Source organism: Sphingomonas sp. TF3 (assembly GCF_003985085.1).
Classification (GTDB): domain Bacteria; phylum Pseudomonadota; class Alphaproteobacteria; order Sphingomonadales; family Sphingomonadaceae; genus Sphingomonas.
Window position 1 is genome coordinate 112,594 of sequence record NZ_RWKS01000013.1, and the last position, 16,919, is coordinate 129,512.

General features: G+C 64.9%; 17 protein-coding genes. 11 read left to right on the forward strand and 6 right to left on the reverse strand.

The window, feature by feature from the left end:
• Positions 1 to 29: 29 nt before the first annotated feature.
• From rpsI to EJC47_RS13345, 4 genes are all read right to left on the reverse strand, one after another.
• Positions 30 to 590: a 30S ribosomal protein S9 gene (gene rpsI, locus EJC47_RS13330; RefSeq protein WP_052192115.1), complete on the reverse strand. Its 561-nt coding sequence runs from the start codon at positions 588 to 590 to the stop codon at positions 30 to 32.
• Positions 590 to 1,069, reverse strand: a complete 480-nt coding sequence (gene rplM / locus EJC47_RS13335; protein WP_052192118.1) for a 50S ribosomal protein L13 — start codon at positions 1,067 to 1,069, stop codon at positions 590 to 592. Before rplM ends, rpsI begins: the two co-directional genes overlap by 1 nt.
• Positions 1,070 to 1,218: 149 nt before the next feature.
• Positions 1,219 to 2,067 carry a hypothetical protein gene (locus EJC47_RS13340; RefSeq protein ID WP_126848357.1) on the reverse strand — a complete coding sequence of 283 codons (849 nt, stop codon included), beginning with the start codon at positions 2,065 to 2,067 and terminating at the stop codon, positions 1,219 to 1,221.
• Positions 2,064 to 3,101, reverse strand: a complete 1,038-nt coding sequence (locus EJC47_RS13345) for a COX15/CtaA family protein (protein WP_185867673.1) — start codon at positions 3,099 to 3,101, stop codon at positions 2,064 to 2,066. The genes EJC47_RS13340 and EJC47_RS13345 overlap by 4 nt, the downstream gene beginning before the upstream one ends.
• A gap of 131 nt (positions 3,102 to 3,232) precedes the next feature.
• On the opposite strand from EJC47_RS13345, the gene EJC47_RS13350 reads away from it, so the two are divergent.
• Positions 3,233 to 3,625: a MerC domain-containing protein gene (locus EJC47_RS13350; protein ID WP_010404424.1), complete on the forward strand. Its 393-nt coding sequence runs from the start codon at positions 3,233 to 3,235 to the stop codon at positions 3,623 to 3,625.
• A gap of 52 nt (positions 3,626 to 3,677) precedes the next feature.
• Positions 3,678 to 4,136 (forward strand): Fur family transcriptional regulator, encoded by a 459-nt coding sequence (locus tag EJC47_RS13355; RefSeq protein ID WP_126848359.1) that lies wholly within the window; start codon positions 3,678 to 3,680, stop codon positions 4,134 to 4,136.
• 6 nt (positions 4,137 to 4,142) lie between these two features.
• Here EJC47_RS13355 and EJC47_RS13360 read toward each other — a convergent pair whose 3' ends face one another.
• Positions 4,143 to 4,682 carry a GNAT family N-acetyltransferase gene (locus EJC47_RS13360; protein WP_126848363.1) on the reverse strand — a complete coding sequence of 180 codons (540 nt, stop codon included), beginning with the start codon at positions 4,680 to 4,682 and terminating at the stop codon, positions 4,143 to 4,145.
• A gap of 96 nt (positions 4,683 to 4,778) precedes the next feature.
• On the opposite strand from EJC47_RS13360, the gene dxs reads away from it, so the two are divergent.
• The 7 genes from dxs to EJC47_RS13395 all read left to right on the forward strand — a co-directional run bounded on the left by dxs (position 4,779) and on the right by EJC47_RS13395 (position 13,353).
• The gene (gene dxs, locus EJC47_RS13365; RefSeq protein WP_126848365.1) at positions 4,779 to 6,704 is read left to right on the forward strand and encodes a 1-deoxy-D-xylulose-5-phosphate synthase; all 1,926 of its coding nucleotides are present in this window, start codon (positions 4,779 to 4,781) and stop codon (positions 6,702 to 6,704) included.
• Between the two features lie 99 nt (positions 6,705 to 6,803).
• A complete protein-coding gene (locus EJC47_RS13370) occupies positions 6,804 to 7,502 on the forward strand; it encodes a DUF6629 family protein (RefSeq protein ID WP_126848367.1) in 699 nt (232 codons plus the stop codon).
• Between the two features lie 126 nt (positions 7,503 to 7,628).
• The gene (locus tag EJC47_RS13375; RefSeq protein WP_033963713.1) at positions 7,629 to 9,272 is read left to right on the forward strand and encodes an FAD-dependent oxidoreductase; all 1,644 of its coding nucleotides are present in this window, start codon (positions 7,629 to 7,631) and stop codon (positions 9,270 to 9,272) included.
• Complete coding sequence (locus tag EJC47_RS13380; RefSeq protein WP_126848369.1) at positions 9,269 to 9,571, forward strand: UBP-type zinc finger domain-containing protein; 303 nt, start codon at positions 9,269 to 9,271, stop codon at positions 9,569 to 9,571. The genes EJC47_RS13375 and EJC47_RS13380 overlap by 4 nt, the downstream gene beginning before the upstream one ends.
• Before the next feature lie 161 nt (positions 9,572 to 9,732).
• A complete protein-coding gene (locus EJC47_RS13385; protein WP_033963715.1) occupies positions 9,733 to 10,536 on the forward strand; it encodes a universal stress protein in 804 nt (267 codons plus the stop codon).
• A 12-nt stretch (positions 10,537 to 10,548) separates the two neighbouring features.
• A complete protein-coding gene (locus EJC47_RS13390) occupies positions 10,549 to 11,718 on the forward strand; it encodes a L,D-transpeptidase family protein (protein WP_052192122.1) in 1,170 nt (389 codons plus the stop codon).
• Positions 11,719 to 11,793: 75 nt separating this feature from the next.
• Positions 11,794 to 13,353: an AAA family ATPase gene (locus tag EJC47_RS13395; RefSeq protein WP_126848371.1), complete on the forward strand. Its 1,560-nt coding sequence runs from the start codon at positions 11,794 to 11,796 to the stop codon at positions 13,351 to 13,353.
• A gap of 16 nt (positions 13,354 to 13,369) precedes the next feature.
• On the opposite strand, the gene EJC47_RS13400 is transcribed toward EJC47_RS13395, so the two are convergent.
• On the reverse strand, positions 13,370 to 14,149 hold the full coding sequence (locus EJC47_RS13400) for a sterol desaturase family protein (RefSeq protein ID WP_126848373.1): 780 nt from the start codon (positions 14,147 to 14,149) through the stop codon (positions 13,370 to 13,372).
• 185 nt (positions 14,150 to 14,334) lie between these two features.
• Between EJC47_RS13400 and EJC47_RS13405 the strand changes: the two genes are divergently transcribed.
• On the forward strand, positions 14,335 to 15,726 hold the full coding sequence (locus tag EJC47_RS13405) for an NAD-dependent succinate-semialdehyde dehydrogenase (RefSeq protein WP_126848375.1): 1,392 nt from the start codon (positions 14,335 to 14,337) through the stop codon (positions 15,724 to 15,726).
• A gap of 36 nt (positions 15,727 to 15,762) precedes the next feature.
• Positions 15,763 to 16,842 carry an alcohol dehydrogenase AdhP gene (adhP, locus tag EJC47_RS13410; RefSeq protein ID WP_126848377.1) on the forward strand — a complete coding sequence of 360 codons (1,080 nt, stop codon included), beginning with the start codon at positions 15,763 to 15,765 and terminating at the stop codon, positions 16,840 to 16,842.
• Positions 16,843 to 16,919: the final 77 nt, after the last annotated feature.

Genomic DNA, 16,919 nt, shown 5'->3' on the forward strand with positions numbered 1-16,919 from the left:
GCCCCTTCGCGACTGGGTGTGAAAAGGACTTAGCGCTTCGAGAACTGGAAGCTGCGGCGTGCCTTGGCGCGGCCGTACTTCTTGCGCTCGACCGTGCGGCTGTCGCGGGTCAGGAAGCCTGCTGCCTTGACCGGCGCGCGCAGGATCGGCTCGAACTTGGTCAGCGCCTGGCTGATGCCATGCTTGACCGCGCCGGCCTGGCCCGAAAGGCCGCCGCCCTTGACGGTGCAGACGACATCATAGGCACCTTCGCGCTCGGTCACGCCGAACGGCTGGTTGATGACGAGGCGCAGCGTCGGACGGGCGAAATACACGTCCTGGTCACGGCCGTTGATGGTGATCTTGCCCGAACCGGGCTTGATCCACACGCGGGCGACGGCGTCCTTGCGGCGGCCGGTTGCATAAGCGCGGCCCTGCTTGTCGAGGATCTGCTCGCGCAGCGGCATCGTCGGAGCAGCGGGCTCGGCAATGTGGCCGGCCATATACTCTTCGGCCTTGCGGTCCGAGGCAGCCGATTCCGCCGGAATGGCGGGGGCAGGGGTGTTGGTCAGGCCGGCGAGATCGGCGAGGGACTGGCGGTTGTCGGACATTAGTTGCCCACCTTGTTCTTGCGGTTCATGCTGCCGATGTCGAGGACTTCGGGGTTCTGGGCCTCATGCGGGTGCTCGGTGCCGGCGAAGACGCGCAGGTTGCGCAGCTGCTGACGGCCAAGCGGGCCGCGCGGGATCATCCGCTCGATCGCCTTTTCAATCACGCGCTCGGGGAAACGACCTTCGAGCACCTTGCCCGCGGTGATGCCCTTGATGCCGCCGGCATAACCGGTGTGCTTGTAATAGACCTTGTCCTTCAGCTTGTTGCCGGTGAACTTGACCTTGTCCGCGTTGATGATGATGACATTGTCACCGCAATCGACGTGCGGGGTGAAGCTCGGCTTGTGCTTGCCGCGCAGGATATTGGCGACGATCGAGGCCATGCGGCCGACGACCAGACCATCGGCATCGATGATCAGCCACTTTTTTTCCACCTCATGCGGCAACGCCGGCTTGGTGGTCTTCATCAGCGCCTTCATGGGGCTTGTGACCTTTATGTATGAACGGGTGTAAAACGACAGGTGCCGCCCCGAAGGACGGCACCGATGCACGGCCTATTGCGGCGAATAGGGGTGAAAGTCAAGCAAAGTGCGGCTTTGCTGACGGGTATCGGAATACCGCTTCAATCTCATGCTGGCGGGGTGACGGTTATGACGGTGGCGGTGCGCGTGCGGTGAAGGCTGCGACCGTCCGACGCGATCACGTCGCTGGCTTCGGTGCTTTCGACGAGCAGGCCTGAGGTGGAGTCGAACCTCCGCGTCGAGTGGGTCGTGACCGATGGCGCGGCCACCGGCCCCGCCGCAAATTTTCCTGGGCTATCGGCGAGCGACGATGCGTCGACGTTGCCGGTCGCCTCGGTTTCGATGGTGACTTGACCATTTGCGGCATGCCGCACGGTTTCGGTGCCGGACAGGGCCATCCCCGGTGCCAGGGGTGGGCGACTGGGCAGCGTCACCGCGACTTTGCCTGGCAGGCGGTCGGTCAAGTGCCCGGCGAGCAGCGGCGACACGATCGACGTCAGCATTGCGACCTTCCGCTCGGGCGGCATGGCGCGCAGCGGTGCGGCGAGCGCGGTCGACATGCCGGGACGGCGGGTGCCGATCGCCATCCGCTCGATTGCCGTAGCGATCTGCGCGATGGCGGCGTCGGCATCCTCGACACCCTCGATCGATCCATCGGGGCCGAGCGCGAAGCGCAGTTGGCGGTTGAGCAGACTTTCCGTTGCGGTCGCAAACATTTGAGCAACGCCTGCGGCATTTTGGTAATCGACCATCACCAGCGTGACGATCGCGGTGAATCCGCGGTCGGTCTGGTGAAACACGACCGTTCGCTTTGACTGAAACCGCCGCTCAACGCCGTCTGCGGAGCGCGTTTCGACCGAGTCGTAGCGGTAGGGGCGATCCTGGATGGGATGGAACGTTGCCTGTGCCGCACTTGCAATGAGCGCAACCGGGAGCAATCCCAGCCAGCGGGTCACGCGAAACGACGGCCCACGGCATGGGCGGCGGCCGTCGACGCGATCAAGGTGAGTGCAGCATTGGCCTGGTGTGCGACCGCGACGACGATCTCGACGCCGCTTAGCAACGTGGCAATTCCAAGCACGATCTGACATGCGACCAAGCCGATCAATATCGCGGCGGTGCGGGGTGCCCCCGCCCGCATCGTCCCAAGCGCGAGCGTGACGAGTCCTGCCGCCGCCACGAAGGCGAACCAGCGGTGGATAAACTGCACCACCACCGGATTGTCCACGGCATTGCGCCATAACGGATCGGTCAGCGGAGTCGCGGCGGGGAAGATTTCATCGCCCATCAAGGGCCAGCTCGAAAAGGCGTACCCCGCATCGAGCCCGGCGGTGAACGCGCCGAACAGGATCTGCCCGAACAGCAAGCCCAGCGCGATCACCGCGACTGGCCGCAAGCGCGAAGGTCGTGCGCGACCATCCTGCGCCAAAGCGCGCAGGTCGAGCGCGGTCCAGACGGTGCCGGCGAGCAAGGTGAGCGCGGTGACGAGATGAACCGCCAGGCGGACATGGCTGACGTCGGTGCGCTTGACGAGGCCGGACGACACCATCCACCAGCCGATCGCGCCCTGGAAAGCGACCAGGGCGACCAGCGCGAACAACCGCGGCACATAGCCGCGCGGCACGCGTCCGCGCACCCAGAACCACAGCAATGGCAGCAAATAGGCCGCGCCGACCACGCGCCCGAGCAAGCGATGCAGATATTCCCAGAAGAAGATCGCCTGGAACCCGGCCATCGACATGCCGCGATGGAGCTGCTGATATTCGGGGATTTTCTTGTAGTTATCGAACTCCGCCTGCCATTGTGCGGCATTGAGCGGCGGGATGACGCCGCTGATCGGTTTCCACTGCGTAATCGACAGGCCGGATTCGGTGAGGCGGGTAATGCCGCCGATCACGACCATCGCGACGACGAGCGCGGCGACGCCAAAGAGCCAGTTGGACAGGGTGCGCGGGCGGACCTGTTGCGGGAGCGAGGACGCTTGAAGCATGCGTCTGCCTTACGCGCCCGTCATCCGCGCGTCGATTGCGGAATAACGCTTCTTCCAAAAAATCCCCGCCGAAAATTCTCTGGGATGATATGTTGTAACTTGACGGGTGGCGTGCCACATAGCGCAGCAAGATGACGACTCTGACCCTTTCTCCCGCCGTACGGTGGATCGAACAGCGCTTCGACAATATGGCGATCGGCCTGTCGGGGCTGTGCGTGGTGCATTGCATTGCGAGTTCGGTGTTCATCGCGCTCGCCTCGACGGCGGGCGGGCTGCTGCTCAACCCGTTGTTCCATGAGGCGGGCCTGACGATCGCGATCGGCTTTGGCGTGCTGGCGCTGGGGCGTGGTATCTTTACGCATGGCTATATGATCCCGGCAGTGGTCGGTTCGGCCGGGCTTGGCACGATGGCCGGCGCAATTTCGCTGCCGCATGACGGGTCGGGCATGGAGACGGTGTGGACGCTGATCGGCGTCGCCATTCTCGCGCTCGGCCATGATCTGAACCGGCGCGCGGCCAACTGACCGGCTGAGTCGCGCCGTTGCGGCTTGGGTCGACAACGCTTATCTGACCCGCATGGCAACGCATCACCATACCGAACCGCAGGGCGCGGATCTTGCCGTCGCGGCGCAGGCGACGCTCGAACGCTCGGGCGAGCAATGGACCGCGATGCGCGCCAACATCTTTCGCGCGCTGGCCGGGTTTGACAAGCCGGCGTCGGCCTATGACATCGCCGAGGCAGTCTCCAAGGCCGAAGGGCGCCGCGTCGCCGCGAACAGCGTGTACCGCATCCTCGATTTGTTCGTCGGCAAAAATCTGGCGCGGCGCGTGGAAAGCTCCAACGCCTATATCGCCAATGCCCACCCCGGCTGCCTGCACGACTGCATCTTCCTGGTGTGCGACACATGCGGGCAGACGGTGCATCTGGATGATGACCGGATCACCAATGGCGTGCGCTCGGCGGCTGAGGCCGCCGGTTTTTCGCCGGTGCGCCCGGTGATCGAAGTGCGCGGAAAATGCGCGGATTGCGGCTGAGCGCGGTCAGGCGAGATCCTTGCCCATCCTAAGCCCCGGCACCGGCGGATCGGTGTCCGCCATGGCGGGCACGCGCTCGATTTCGCGGTAGCCGCACGCACGGTACAACGGTTCCCCGCCCAGCGTCGCCATCATTTCCAGCCGGCGAAATCCGGCAGCGCGGGCGGCGTCCTCACATAACGCCAGCACCATCCGGCCCACCCCGCGCCGGACAAAGGCAGGGTCGGTGTACATCGCCCGAATCCGCGCGGCGTCTGAGGCCGGATCGAGCACGCGCGCATCGCGGCGGATCGCGCTGGCATCGCCGCCATAGAGCGTCGCGCGGTAGCTCCAGCCGCCGCACCCGGCGAGCGCCTCGCCATCGGTCACCACGAAATAGGTCCGATCGGCGATCAATTGCGTGTCGAGCCCCATGCTCCGGCGGCTCGCGGCGATTTGGTCCGGGGTCAGGAAGGGGGCCTGCAGCGATTCGATCGCACGCTCCATCACGGCGCGGATCGCGGGAATATCGGCCTCGGTGGCGAGGCGGGGCGTCAGTTCGGACATGGCGCACTGTGATGCGCGGATGCATCGCTCGTCAAGAATCGGAGCAGCGCGATCCAGGCAATCGACAGGAACCCGCCATGGCGCTAAGTTGGGGGGATGGTTGACGCTCTACAAACGCCGTTGCTCGATACGGTCCATTATCCTGCCGATCTCCGGGCGCTTGCTCCCACCCAGCTCCGCCAGCTTGCCGACGAACTCCGCCAGGAGACGATTGCGGCGGTCGGGGTGACCGGTGGCCACCTCGGTTCCGGGCTCGGCGTGGTCGAGCTGACGGTTGCGATTCACTATGTTTTCGACACGCCCAATGACCGACTCGTGTGGGATGTCGGCCACCAATGCTACCCGCACAAGATCCTGACCGGTCGCCGCGACCGCATCCGCACGCTGCGCATGGGCGGTGGTCTGTCGGGCTTCACCAAGCGCAGCGAGAGCGAGTACGATCCGTTCGGCGCGGCGCACAGCTCGACCTCGATCTCGGCATCGCTCGGCTTTGCGGTCGCCAACAAGATTGCGGGCAAGCCCGGCAAGGGCATTGCGGTCATCGGCGACGGCGCGATGTCGGCGGGCATGGCCTATGAGGCGATGAACAATGCCGCCCAGGCGGGCAACCGCCTGGTCGTCATCCTCAACGACAATGACATGTCGATCGCGCCGCCGGTCGGCGGGCTGTCGGCCTATCTCAGCCGCATCGTGTCGAGCCGCGAGTTTCTCGGCTTCCGCGACCTGGCGCGCAAGCTTGCCAAGCGGCTGCCCAAGCCGATCGCCACCGGCATGCGCAAGACCGAGGAGTTCGCGCGCGGCATGGCGATGGGCGGCACGCTGTTCGAGGAACTGGGCTTTTATTATGTCGGCCCGATCGACGGCCACAATCTCGACCAGCTCATCCCCGTGCTCGAAAATGTCCGCGATGCCGAGGAAGGGCCGATCCTCGTCCATGTCGTGACCAAGAAGGGCAAGGGCTATGCGCCCGCAGAGGCCGCCGCCGACAAATATCACGGCGTCCAGAAGTTCGACGTCATCACCGGCGCGCAGGCCAAGGCCCCGCCGGGGCCGCCGCAGTACCAGAATGTGTTCGGCGCTCAACTGACCAAGGAAGCCGAGAGCGACCCGCTGATCTGTGCGATCACGGCAGCTATGCCCTCGGGCACCGGGCTTGACGGCTTTTCCAAGGCGCACCCGGAACGCTTCTTCGACGTCGGCATTGCCGAGCAGCACGCCGTCACCTTCGCCGCCGGCCTCGCCGCGCAGGGGATGCGGCCGTTCTGCGCGATCTATTCGACCTTCCTGCAGCGCGCTTACGATCAGGTCGTCCACGACGTGTGCATCCAGAATTTGCCGGTGCGCTTCGCGATCGATCGCGCCGGGCTGGTCGGGGCGGATGGCGCGACGCATGCCGGATCGTTCGACGTGACTTATATGGCGTCGCTGCCCAATATGGTGGTGATGGCCCCGGCCGACGAAGCCGAACTGGTGCACATGACGCACACCGCCGTGCTGCACGACAGCGGCCCGATCGCTTTGCGCTATCCGCGCGGCAACGGCACCGGCGTGGCGCTGCCCGAGGTGGCCGAGCGGCTCGAGATCGGCAAGGGCCGCATCGTCCGCCAGGGGCATAAGGTGGCGATCCTGTCGCTCGGCACGCGGCTGGGCGAGGCGTTGCGCGCGGCCGATGCGCTGGAGGCCAAGGGCCTGTCGACCACCGTCGCCGATCTGCGCTTCGCCAAGCCGCTCGACGAGGAATTGATCCGCAAGCTGCTGACCACGCATGAGGTCGCGGTGACGATCGAGGAAGCTTCGGTCGGCGGGCTCGGCGCGCATGTGCTGACCTTTGCCAGCGACGCGGGCCTGATCGATGCCGGCCTCAAGCTGCGCACGATGCGCCTGCCCGACCTGTTCCAGGACCAGGACAAGCCCGAGGTGCAATATGCCCAGGCCGGGCTCGACGCCGATGCAATCGTCGAGACGGTGCTGAAGGCGCTGCGGCACAATTCGAGCGCGGTGGTCGAGGGCGCGCGGGCCTGAGGGGGAAGGGGCTCGCCCCCTCCCCTCGATACTTGGCGCTGGTCATAAGCGGCGACCCTCGTCCCATCGAAACCCCCGCCGTTCTCGAAAGACCCGCGCATGTGCTTTTCGGCCACCGCCAGCTTTACCGCCGCCGGGGTGCTGGCCACGGTCGGCGTGGCGACATTGCGCCATGTGCGTGAGCCGCGCGCGCTGCTATTCGCTTGTGTCCCGCTGCTGTTTTCCGCGCACCAGTTTTCCGAAGGCATGGTGTGGCTCGCGCTTGAGGGGCGGCTGGGCCCCTATGCACTCGATCATGCGGTGTTCCTGTTCACGCTCTACGCAATCGGCATCCTGCCGCTGCTGATGCCAGTCGCGGTGCTGCTGATGGAGCCTCCGGGATGGCGGCGCGTTGCGATTTTGGGGACGGTTGCGGTCGGCGCGGTGGTGTTCGCTTGGGACATGTCGGGTCTTGTCGTCGCGCCGACCTGTGCCGTCATCGAGCAGCATTCGATCCGGTACACCAACCCGATCACCAGCCAATTGTGGGTGTCGCTGCTTTACATCTTGGCGACGTGTGGGGCGCTGCTGCTGTCCACCCACCGCGTGGTGCGGACCTATGGTGCGCTCAACGTGATCGGGCTGACGATCGTGCATCTGGTGAAGGGGTATGCCTTCGCCTCGGTGTGGTGCTTTTACGCCGCGGTGCTGAGCGTAGTGCTGTACCGCCAGTTCAACCGGCAGGACATCGACATCAAAACCCCCAACGGCACGACACCGGGGTTGCGGCCGTTCCTTCTGTCGTGGCTGCGCGGCTGAGGGGAGCGGTCGCGCCCCACCGTCCCTGTCGCGGGGCCTATATCTTGGTATAGTCGGCACGAATGGGGTCACCGCTATTGCGGTTGCGCGTTATGGTGGCTTCGCCCAGTCGAGAAAGGGGACGCAATGAGCACGCCCGATACACGCGCCCCGCAGATGTTTCCCGTGCTCAATGCCGCGCAGATCGCGACGGCGCGGCGCTTTGCCAGCGGCCCCGAACGCCACTTCGCGCCGGGCGAGCAAGTCTATGCGATCGGCGAACAGGATGCTCCGGCATGGCTGGTGCTGGAGGGATCGATCGACGTCGTCCGGCGCGATGGCTTGAACCATGAAGCGCCGGTTACGACTCATAATGCGGGGCAGTTTACCGGCGAGGTCAATCAACTGGCCGGGCGTGGCTCGATTGCTGCGGGTCACGCCGGGCCGAACGGCTGTGTGGCGCTGCCTTTCGATCCGGCGCATCTGCGCGCGTTGATGGTCGGGTCGGCCGATGTGGGCGAGATCGTCATGCGCGCGCTCATTCTCCGTCGCGTCGCGCTGATCGAGCAAGGCGGGGCGGGGACGATCCTGATCGGCGTGCCGAACAGCGCGGACGTCATCCGCCTCCAGGGCTTCCTGACGCGCAGCGGCTACCCCAATAAAGTGCTCGACGCGGCCGCCGATGCCGAGGGGAAGGCGCTGATCGAACGCATCGGAGTTTTGCCCGAAGACCTCCCGCTCGTGGTTTGCCCGAGCGGAGAGGTGTTGCGCAATCCGAGCAACCTGCAAGTCGCCACGTGCGTCGGCATGACACCCAAGCTCGATCCCGCGAAGATTTATGACGTGGCGATCGTCGGTGCCGGCCCGGCGGGATTGGCAGCGGCTGTCTACGCCGCATCGGAAGGCCTGTCGGTCATCGTTCTCGACGAACGTGCAATGGGCGGCCAGGCTGGCGCATCGTCGCGCATCGAGAATTATCTTGGCTTCCCCACGGGTATTTCGGGGCAGGCCTTGGCTGGTCGTGCCTTCAATCAGGCGGTGAAATTCGGCGCGGAAATCGCGGTGCCGCTGGGGGTGAAGGCGCTCGATTGCACCGCCGAGCGGATCGCGCTCGACCTGGTCGGCGGGCAGCAATTGCTGGCACGCGCAATCGTCGTCGCGTCGGGCGCGCGGTATCGACGGCCGGCAATCGCCAACCTCGCCGAGTTCGAGGGGCGGGGTATTTCCTATTGGGCCTCCCCGATCGAGGCCCGGCTTTGTGCAGGCGAAGAGGTCGCGCTGGTCGGCGGTGGCAATTCAGCCGGGCAGGCGATCGTATTTCTGGCACCCCAGGTGCGACATCTGCATCTTATTGTGCGGCGCAGCCTTTCCGAAACCATGTCGCAATATTTGATCGACCGGATCGCCGCGTTGCCGAACGTGCAGATCCATGTCGGCAGCGAGGTCGTCGCGCTGGAGGGCGATCCTGCGACCGGGCTTGAGTCGGCGGAGTTCCGAAATTTAGCCGACGGGACATCCCGTCGCCTGGCGTTGCACCACTTGTTCCTCTTCATTGGTGCCGACCCAAATACCGACTGGCTGAAAGACTGCGTCGACACCGACGACAAGGGCTTCATTGTAACGGGCGGCGGTGCCCGGTCGCTGGAAACCAGCCTGCCCGGTGTGTTTGCCATTGGCGACGTCCGCGCCGGCTCGACCAAACGCGTGGCTGCGGCGGTTGGCGAGGGGGCCGCCGTCGTCGCGCAGATTCACGCCCTTCTCGCCGAACGATCGACCACGGAGACCGTATGACATCCTGCCGTCACAGCATCACGATCAACGAAGTCACGCCCAGCGCGCGGGGGTGTGAGGAATGCCTGAAGATCGGAAGCGTCTGGCTCCACTTGCGCTTGTGCCGTTCGTGCGGACATGTCGGGTGTTGCGATCAGTCGCCGCATCGACACGCACGCGCACATTTCAATGCGACCCAGCACCCCATCATCGAAGGCTATGATCCGCCCGAGGGCTGGGGGTGGTGTTACGTCGACCAGGAGGAAATCGATTTGCCCGACCAAACGCCGCAACGGGGCCCGATTCCGCGTTATTATTGAGCGACCGAGTGAGCATGGGCAATCGCCTCGCTGGCGTCGGAACAGCGCGGTTGCGCCTCGCGCGTTTCCATTGCCCGGCGGGTTCTGCGTATTAGTCCCAATGCCGACCTCTGGCGGTGAGCGGTATCGTGGCCCCGGTATCGATACCTACGGAGGCTGGCATGAAGACCATATTGCTGCTGCTGCACGACGATGGTGGCCAGGAGGCGCGCTTGCAGGCTGCGCTGGACCTGACACGCACCTTGGAAGGGCATCTGGTATGCCTGGACGTGACGATCATGCCGACCATGGTGGTTTCCGATGCGCTGGGCGATGCGGGTTTTGGCATGTTGCTGCAGGAGGAAAGGCAGCGCGAGAGCGCCAACCGCGAGAAACTGGAGGCCCGACTCGTTCATGAGGATGTGAGCTGGGACTGGCGCGATGCAACCGGCGAAGTGGCCCCGTGCCTGCGCGATGAAACCGCGCTTGCCGATCTCATTGTCGTCAATCGCCAGTTGGAGGCTTGCCCGGTGCCCGACATGCGGGCGCTGGCGGGCGACCTGGTGGTAAAGACCCACATCCCGGTGCTGGCCGTGCCGGAGGATTTGAGTCGGCTCGATCTCGACCGGGCGCTGATCGCCTGGGATGGCTCTACCGCGTCGGCGGCAGCACTGCGGGCGGCGGTGGCGCTCCTGCGCCATGCCGAACGCGTGACGATCATCGCGATCGGCGACGAGTCCGACCGACTCCCCGCCGAAGCGGCTGCGGCCTATCTCTCTCGCTATGGCATTCACGCAGAGGTCGAACATGTCGCGCTGGACGGGGCAAAGGTCGGCGATGTGCTGTTTGAACGGGTGTCGAGCGGGCACTTCGGCTATGTGGTGATGGGCGGGTTCGGCCATCACCGTGTTGCCGAGGCCCTGTTTGGTGGAGTTACCAGGATGATGCTGACGAAAAGCCCCGTGCCGATTTTCCTGGCGCACTGAACGATCTTGGGGATGTTCTTGTTCGTCCGCTTCGCTGCGGCCCTTTCGGTCGCGGCGAGCGTCCCGGTTGCCAGCGCGACACTCCAACAACCGGTGCCGCCCGCTGCGGCGCAGGCACCGCGCTGGTCGGCCGGCGATCTTGCCGCGCTCGTCCAGGAAATCGGGCGGTCCACGCAGGAAGGGTTGAGTCCCGAGCGCTACGGCGCGACGGCGTTGCAACGCGCGATCGACCAGCGCGCGCCAGATTTGGAGGCGGAGGCCAGCCGCGCCGCACTGCTCCTCGCGCATGATTATGCGGAAGGTGCGGCATCCGCCGATGCACGCAAGGGCTGGGAGATCGCACGCGATCCGATCGACCTGGACCTGTGGCTGCGCGAGGCGCTCGCGCGGCACGATGTGGCCGGGGCGTTGCAAGCGCTGCTGCCGCGGTCGTCGGGCTATGCCGCATTGCGCGCCGCGCTGCCGGCTTGCGACACCCCGGCGCATTGCACGACATTGAAGGTCAACCTCGAACGCTGGCGCTGGTTGCCGCGCGCGCTGGGTGCCCACTACCTTTGGGCCAATCCGGCAGCGTATCGACTCGATCTGATCGAGGGGGACCGCGTCATCCAGAGCCACCGCATTATCGTTGGCAAGCCGACCACGCCGACCCCCGTGTTTGCCACGTTGGTGACCGGGGTGACCGCCAATCCGTGGTGGAATGTGCCGAGCAGCATCGTGTCGGAAAGCGTGGGTGCGATGGTGCGCAATCGTCCGGCCCAGGCCGCACGGCTTGGCTATGTCGCCACGCGCGGCGCGGGCGGTCGATTGCAAGTGCGGCAGCGACCGGGGCCGCTCAACGCGCTTGGCCAAGTCAAGATCGAGATGCCCAACGCCTATAGCATCTTCCTGCACGACACGCCGTCAAAGGGGCTGTTCGAGCAGGAGCGGCGGGCATTCTCGCACGGATGTATGCGGACCGAACACCCTGACGTGCTGGCGCGCACGCTGCTCGCACCGGAGACCGCGCGGAGCTTCGATCAATATCTGGCGCAGGGCACCAATCATACGTTTGCGCTCGATCGCCCGGTGCCCGTCTACATCGTTTATTTCACCGCAGTGGCCGATCCGGCGGCAACAAGTGGCGTGGCGTATCTTGACGACGTTTACGGCCGCGATGCCGGGCTGGCGAAAGCAGCCTGAGTCTTCCACTCCAGCGCAACGATCCACGTACTCTTCCCGATAGAGCGGATCGGCGTCGCTGTTACCCTCCAGCCGATGAAGACCTCACCGCCTATTCCAGCGCCCGCGCCGGGCGAGCAGACAGAGACACTGGCGTTTCTCTCGTCGGGTGCCGCCTTTGGTCTCGCAAGTCCGCCCCGCCGGATCGACACCCATGCTGCGATCGTGTTTCTGTGCCCTGATCGCGCGTGGAAGCTGAAGCGCGCCGTGCGCTTGCCCTATCTCGATTTCTCGACACCGGCTCTGCGCGAACGCGCACTGGCGGCGGAACTGGCACTCAACCGCCGCACCGCTCCGATGCTGTATCGTGCGCTCCATCCTGTCCGGCGCGGCAAAACGGGGCAGCTGTCGATCGGCGGGGCGGGCGAGACGGTCGACTGGCTGCTCGAAATGATGCGGTTTCCCGACGGCGCATTGCTCGACGAGATGGCGGCGACGGCAGAGATCGACGATGCGCTGCTGCTGCGGCTGGCGGATCGCGTTCAACGCTTCCACGCCACGGAACCGATCGTCCGGACCGCGACAGCGGCAGAAGGCTTTCGCACCGTCGTCGACGCGGCGCTGGATCGCCTGGGCGAGTTTCCGACGATCCTCGATGAAGCGCAGGTCGCCCGGCTGGGTGCCGATCTGTGGAGACGGGTGGAGGAACTCGCGCCGCTGCTCGACGCGCGCGCAGTGGCGGGGCGGGTGCGGCATGTCCATGGCGATTTGCACCTCGCCAATATCGCGGTGATCGATGGTGAGCCGACGTTATTCGACTGTCTCGAATTTGATGCCGAACTCGCCACCACCGACGTCCTTTACGATCTCGCCTTTCTGTTGATGGATTTGTGGCACCGCGGGCTGCGGCGCGCGGCGAACATCGTGTTCAACCGCTACGTCGACCTTTCGCCGGAGGATGAAGGGGGCGTTGCACTGCTGCCCGTTTTCCTGGCGACGCGCGCGGTTATTCGCGCGCATGTCGCCGCGACTCGCAGCACGCAGGCTGGCCGGGATAGCGCGCAGGACCGTGACGCGCGTGGCTATCTTGCCTTGGCGACGGAGTTGATCGCGCCGGTGCCGCCTTCGCTGGTCGCGATCGGAGGATTGTCGGGGACTGGAAAGTCGAGTGTCGCGCGCGGTCTAGGTGGAGAGATCGGTCGCGCACCGGGCGCCCGTATCCTGCGCACCGACGTGCTGCGAAAGCGCAGTGCGGGCGTCATGCCTGAAATGGGGTTGCCGCCCGCTTATTATGGACCCGATACGACGGAGCAGGTCTATCGTCTGCTCGATCGGCTGGCCGCTGCGGCGTTGGCGCAGGGGAGTGCGGTCATCGTCGATGCAACCTTTGCCTCGCGCGATCAGCGCAATGCGATCGAGATCGTGGGAAGACGCGGTCGCGTGGCTTTTACCGGTATCTGGCTGGAGACCGATCTCCACCACCGCCTGGCGCGGGTCGTGGGACGGCTGCATGATGCCTCGGACGCAAATGCGGCGGTCGTTCGCGGGCAAGCGGCGAAGGCCGTTGGACCGCTCGGCGACTGGCACCGTGTTGCGGCAGATGGCGCGCTCGATGACGTCTTGCGCGCCGTGCGCGCGTTGGTGCGCAGCGCCTGATGACAGATGCTGCGGCCTATACCTGCTTGTTGGCTGTCCGGCGGCGCGGATGGCCGACTGCGACGCCGCCGGACAGCCGTGCGACCCACGGGTAGCGCTGGGCAACCTCCTCGGTATAGCCGAGGTTGAACACGGTCGGGCTTTTCGTGGGTCGGTCGGCGCGCGAATAGAGCGTGCCGAACAGGCGATCCCACAGGAAATTGGTGATGCCGAAATTGCCATCCTCATCGTGGAAATGATGTTCGACGTGACGTACCTTCATCGTCGCCAGCCATTTGATCCGCGGCTTGTAGGCGAGATGCTGGATGCAGTGGAAAAATTCGTAGAAGCAGGTGCAGAGCAGTCCGGTTGCGAACCCCGCTGCCGCGCCGCCGATCCCGCCGATCAGATAGCCGGGCAGGGCGGCAACCACGAGCAGCGTCGGCAGCGTGGTGTAGAGCGCGCCAAACAGCACCTCGAGATGATTGGGGTCGACATGATGGTCGTAGTGGATCCGCTTCCAGGTGGAGGCCAGAAACGGCACCTTGAACATCCAGTGGCAATGCAGCACCCAGCGGTGCAGCACGTACCAGATCAGCGGATAGGCAAACAGGATCAGTGCGACCGTCGCGACCGTCGGCAATGGTGCGGCGGGGTGCCACACGAACAGGCCGATCGAAAGCGCGGTCAGCGCCAGATAGGCGACGATGGTGTAATGCTGGAAATAGGCGACCACCAATTCGCGGAAGGTCATCCGGTCCAGATAATGCGACCGTGTCCAGAAGGTGCCGTTTTGGCCCGTGCGTGCGGTGTTCACTCGATGTCTGCCCGATCGTTCCGATTGGGGCGAGCGATAGCGGTGGGGCAGGCGGCGGCGTTTGACCGCCATCAAATCGGCGATGGCCGCCGCCTCTAGGTAAAAATCCCAATATTCTAATGGGGTGGGGTGGCCGATCTGTGCGCCGTCGCGGGCCGACACTTCCGGCGATCAGAGGATATTCCATGCCATTCGCAACGACCAATCCGTTTACGGGTGAAACCCTCAAGACCTTCCCGACTGCAACCGACGCCCAGGTGGTCGAAGCGATTGGCGCGGCGCACCAGGCGTTTCGGTCCTGGCGCGAGACGAGTTTTGCCGAACGCGCGCGGATCATGACCAATGCGGCGGCGATCCTGCGGCGCGACAGTGCGTCGCTGGCCGCGATCCTGACGCTGGAAATGGGCAAATTGCTGAGCGAGGCGAAGGCTGAGGTCGAATTGTCCGCCGCGATTTTCGACTATTATGCCCGCCATGCCGAAGCCTTGTTGCAGCCCGAGCGGCTCCCCGTTGCCGACCCGGCCGAGGGCGAGGCGATGCTGGTGTACGAGCCGCTGGGCGTGTTGCTGTGCGTCGAGCCGTGGAATTTCCCTTACTATCAGATCGCGCGCATCATCGCGCCGCAGCTTTCGGCGGGCAACACGATGCTGCTGAAACACGCCTCCAACGTGCCGCAGAGCGCCGCCGCTTTCGAAGCGTTGATGCTCGAGGCCGGGCTGCCCAAGGGCGCGTTCATCAACCTGTATGTCGACCATAAGCAAATCGAGCTGATCCTGAACGACCCGCGCGTGCAGGGCGTGGCGCTGACCGGCTCGGAAGCCGCTGGCGCAAGCGTGGCGGCCGCAGCGGGCAAGGCGCTGAAGAAGTCGACGATGGAATTGGGCGGGGCCGATGCCTTTGTCGTGCTGGCCGATGCCGATCTGGAAAAGACGACGAAATGGGCGGTGTTCGGTCGCCACTGGAATGGCGGGCAAGTGTGCGTGTCGTCCAAGCGCATGATTATCGTCGATCCGGTCTATGATGCCTTTCTGGAGGGCTACACCAAGGGTGTCGCCGCGTTGCGCATGGGCGATCCGTTCGATCCCGAAACCACGCTTGCCCCCCTGTCGTCGCAGAGTGCTGCGGATGACCTGAAGGCGATGATCCGCAAGGCGGTCGAACATGGGGCCACCGCTACGGAAGTCGGGCCGGAAGCGCCCAATCACGGTGCGTTCGTGCGACCGACGATCCTGACCGACATCGGTGAGGACAATCCGGCGCGCTATTGGGAGTTCTTCGGTCCGGTCTCGATGCTGTTCCGGGCGAAGGACGAGGCGGATGCGATCCGCATCGCCAACGATTCGCCGTTCGGTCTGGGCGGTTCGGTGTTCACTGGCGACCCGGCGCATGGCGCGGAGGTCGCCAAGAAGATCTCGACCGGCATGGTGTTCGTCAACCATCCGACAATGGTCAAGGCCGACCTGCCCTTCGGTGGCGTCCGCCGCTCGGGTTATGGGCGCGAGCTGCTCGGCCTCGGTCTCAAGGAATTCGTCAATCACAAGCTGATCGACGTCGTCGATATCGACGCCCCGTTCTGATGCCCCCCTAGAGTTCCCCCGAAAAGGAAGCAGATCATGCAAAAGACCATGAAAGCCGCCGTTGTCCGCGAATTCGGCAAGCCGCTGGTGATCGAGGAGGTCACGGTGCCGATGCCGGGGCCGGGCCAGATCCTCGTCAAGATCGCGGCGACGGGTGTGTGCCATACCGATCTTCATGCTGCCGAGGGCGACTGGCCGGTCAAGCCCAACCCGCCCTTCATTCCGGGGCATGAGGGCGTCGGCCACGTCGTCGCGGTTGGCAGCGGCGTCACCCATGTCAAGGAAGGCGACCGCGTCGGCGTGCCATGGCTGTACAGCGCGTGCGGGCATTGCGTGCATTGCCTGGGCGGCTGGGAAACGCTGTGCGAGACGCAGCAGAATACCGGCTATTCGGTCAATGGCAGCTTTGCCGAATATGTGCTGGCCGACCCCAATTATGTCGGCCATCTCCCCGACAATATCGGGTTCGTCGATATCTCGCCCGTGCTATGCGCCGGGGTGACGGTTTATAAGGGCCTGAAGGTCACCGATACCAAGCCGGGCGATTGGGTGGCGATTTCGGGCATTGGCGGGCTCGGCCATATGGCGGTGCAATATGCCAAGGCGATGGGGCTGAACGTCGTCGCGGTCGATATTGACGACGCCAAGCTGAAGCTGGCCGAGGAATTGGGGGCGAGCTTGACGGTCAATGCCCGTAACGTCGATCCGGCCGCCTTCATCAAGAAGGAGATTGGCGGCGCGCAGGGCGTGCTGGTCACCGCCGTCAGCCCGATCGCGTTCAAACAGGCGATGGGCATGGTGCGGCGCGGTGGCACGGTGTCGCTCAACGGCTTGCCGCCGGGCGAATTTCCAATGTCGATTTTCGACACGGTGCTCAATGGCATCACCGTGCGCGGGTCGATCGTGGGGACGCGGCTCGATCTCCAGGAATCGCTCGATTTCGCCGCAGCGGGCAAGGTGCGGGCAACGGTGACGACCGACACGCTGGAGAACATCAACGATGTGTTCGGCCGGATGCACCGCGGCGAGATCGAGGGCCGCGTGGTGATCGATTTCGAAAATCCTCCGGTCGCGGCGAATGCGACGGCTGCGGCCGCCCTGGTGTCAGCGGCCTGACACGCGGTTCAGTCGATGGATCATGGACGAGGCCGGGCCTATGCCCGGCCTCGTTTGATTCGTGCGGCTGCGCGGCC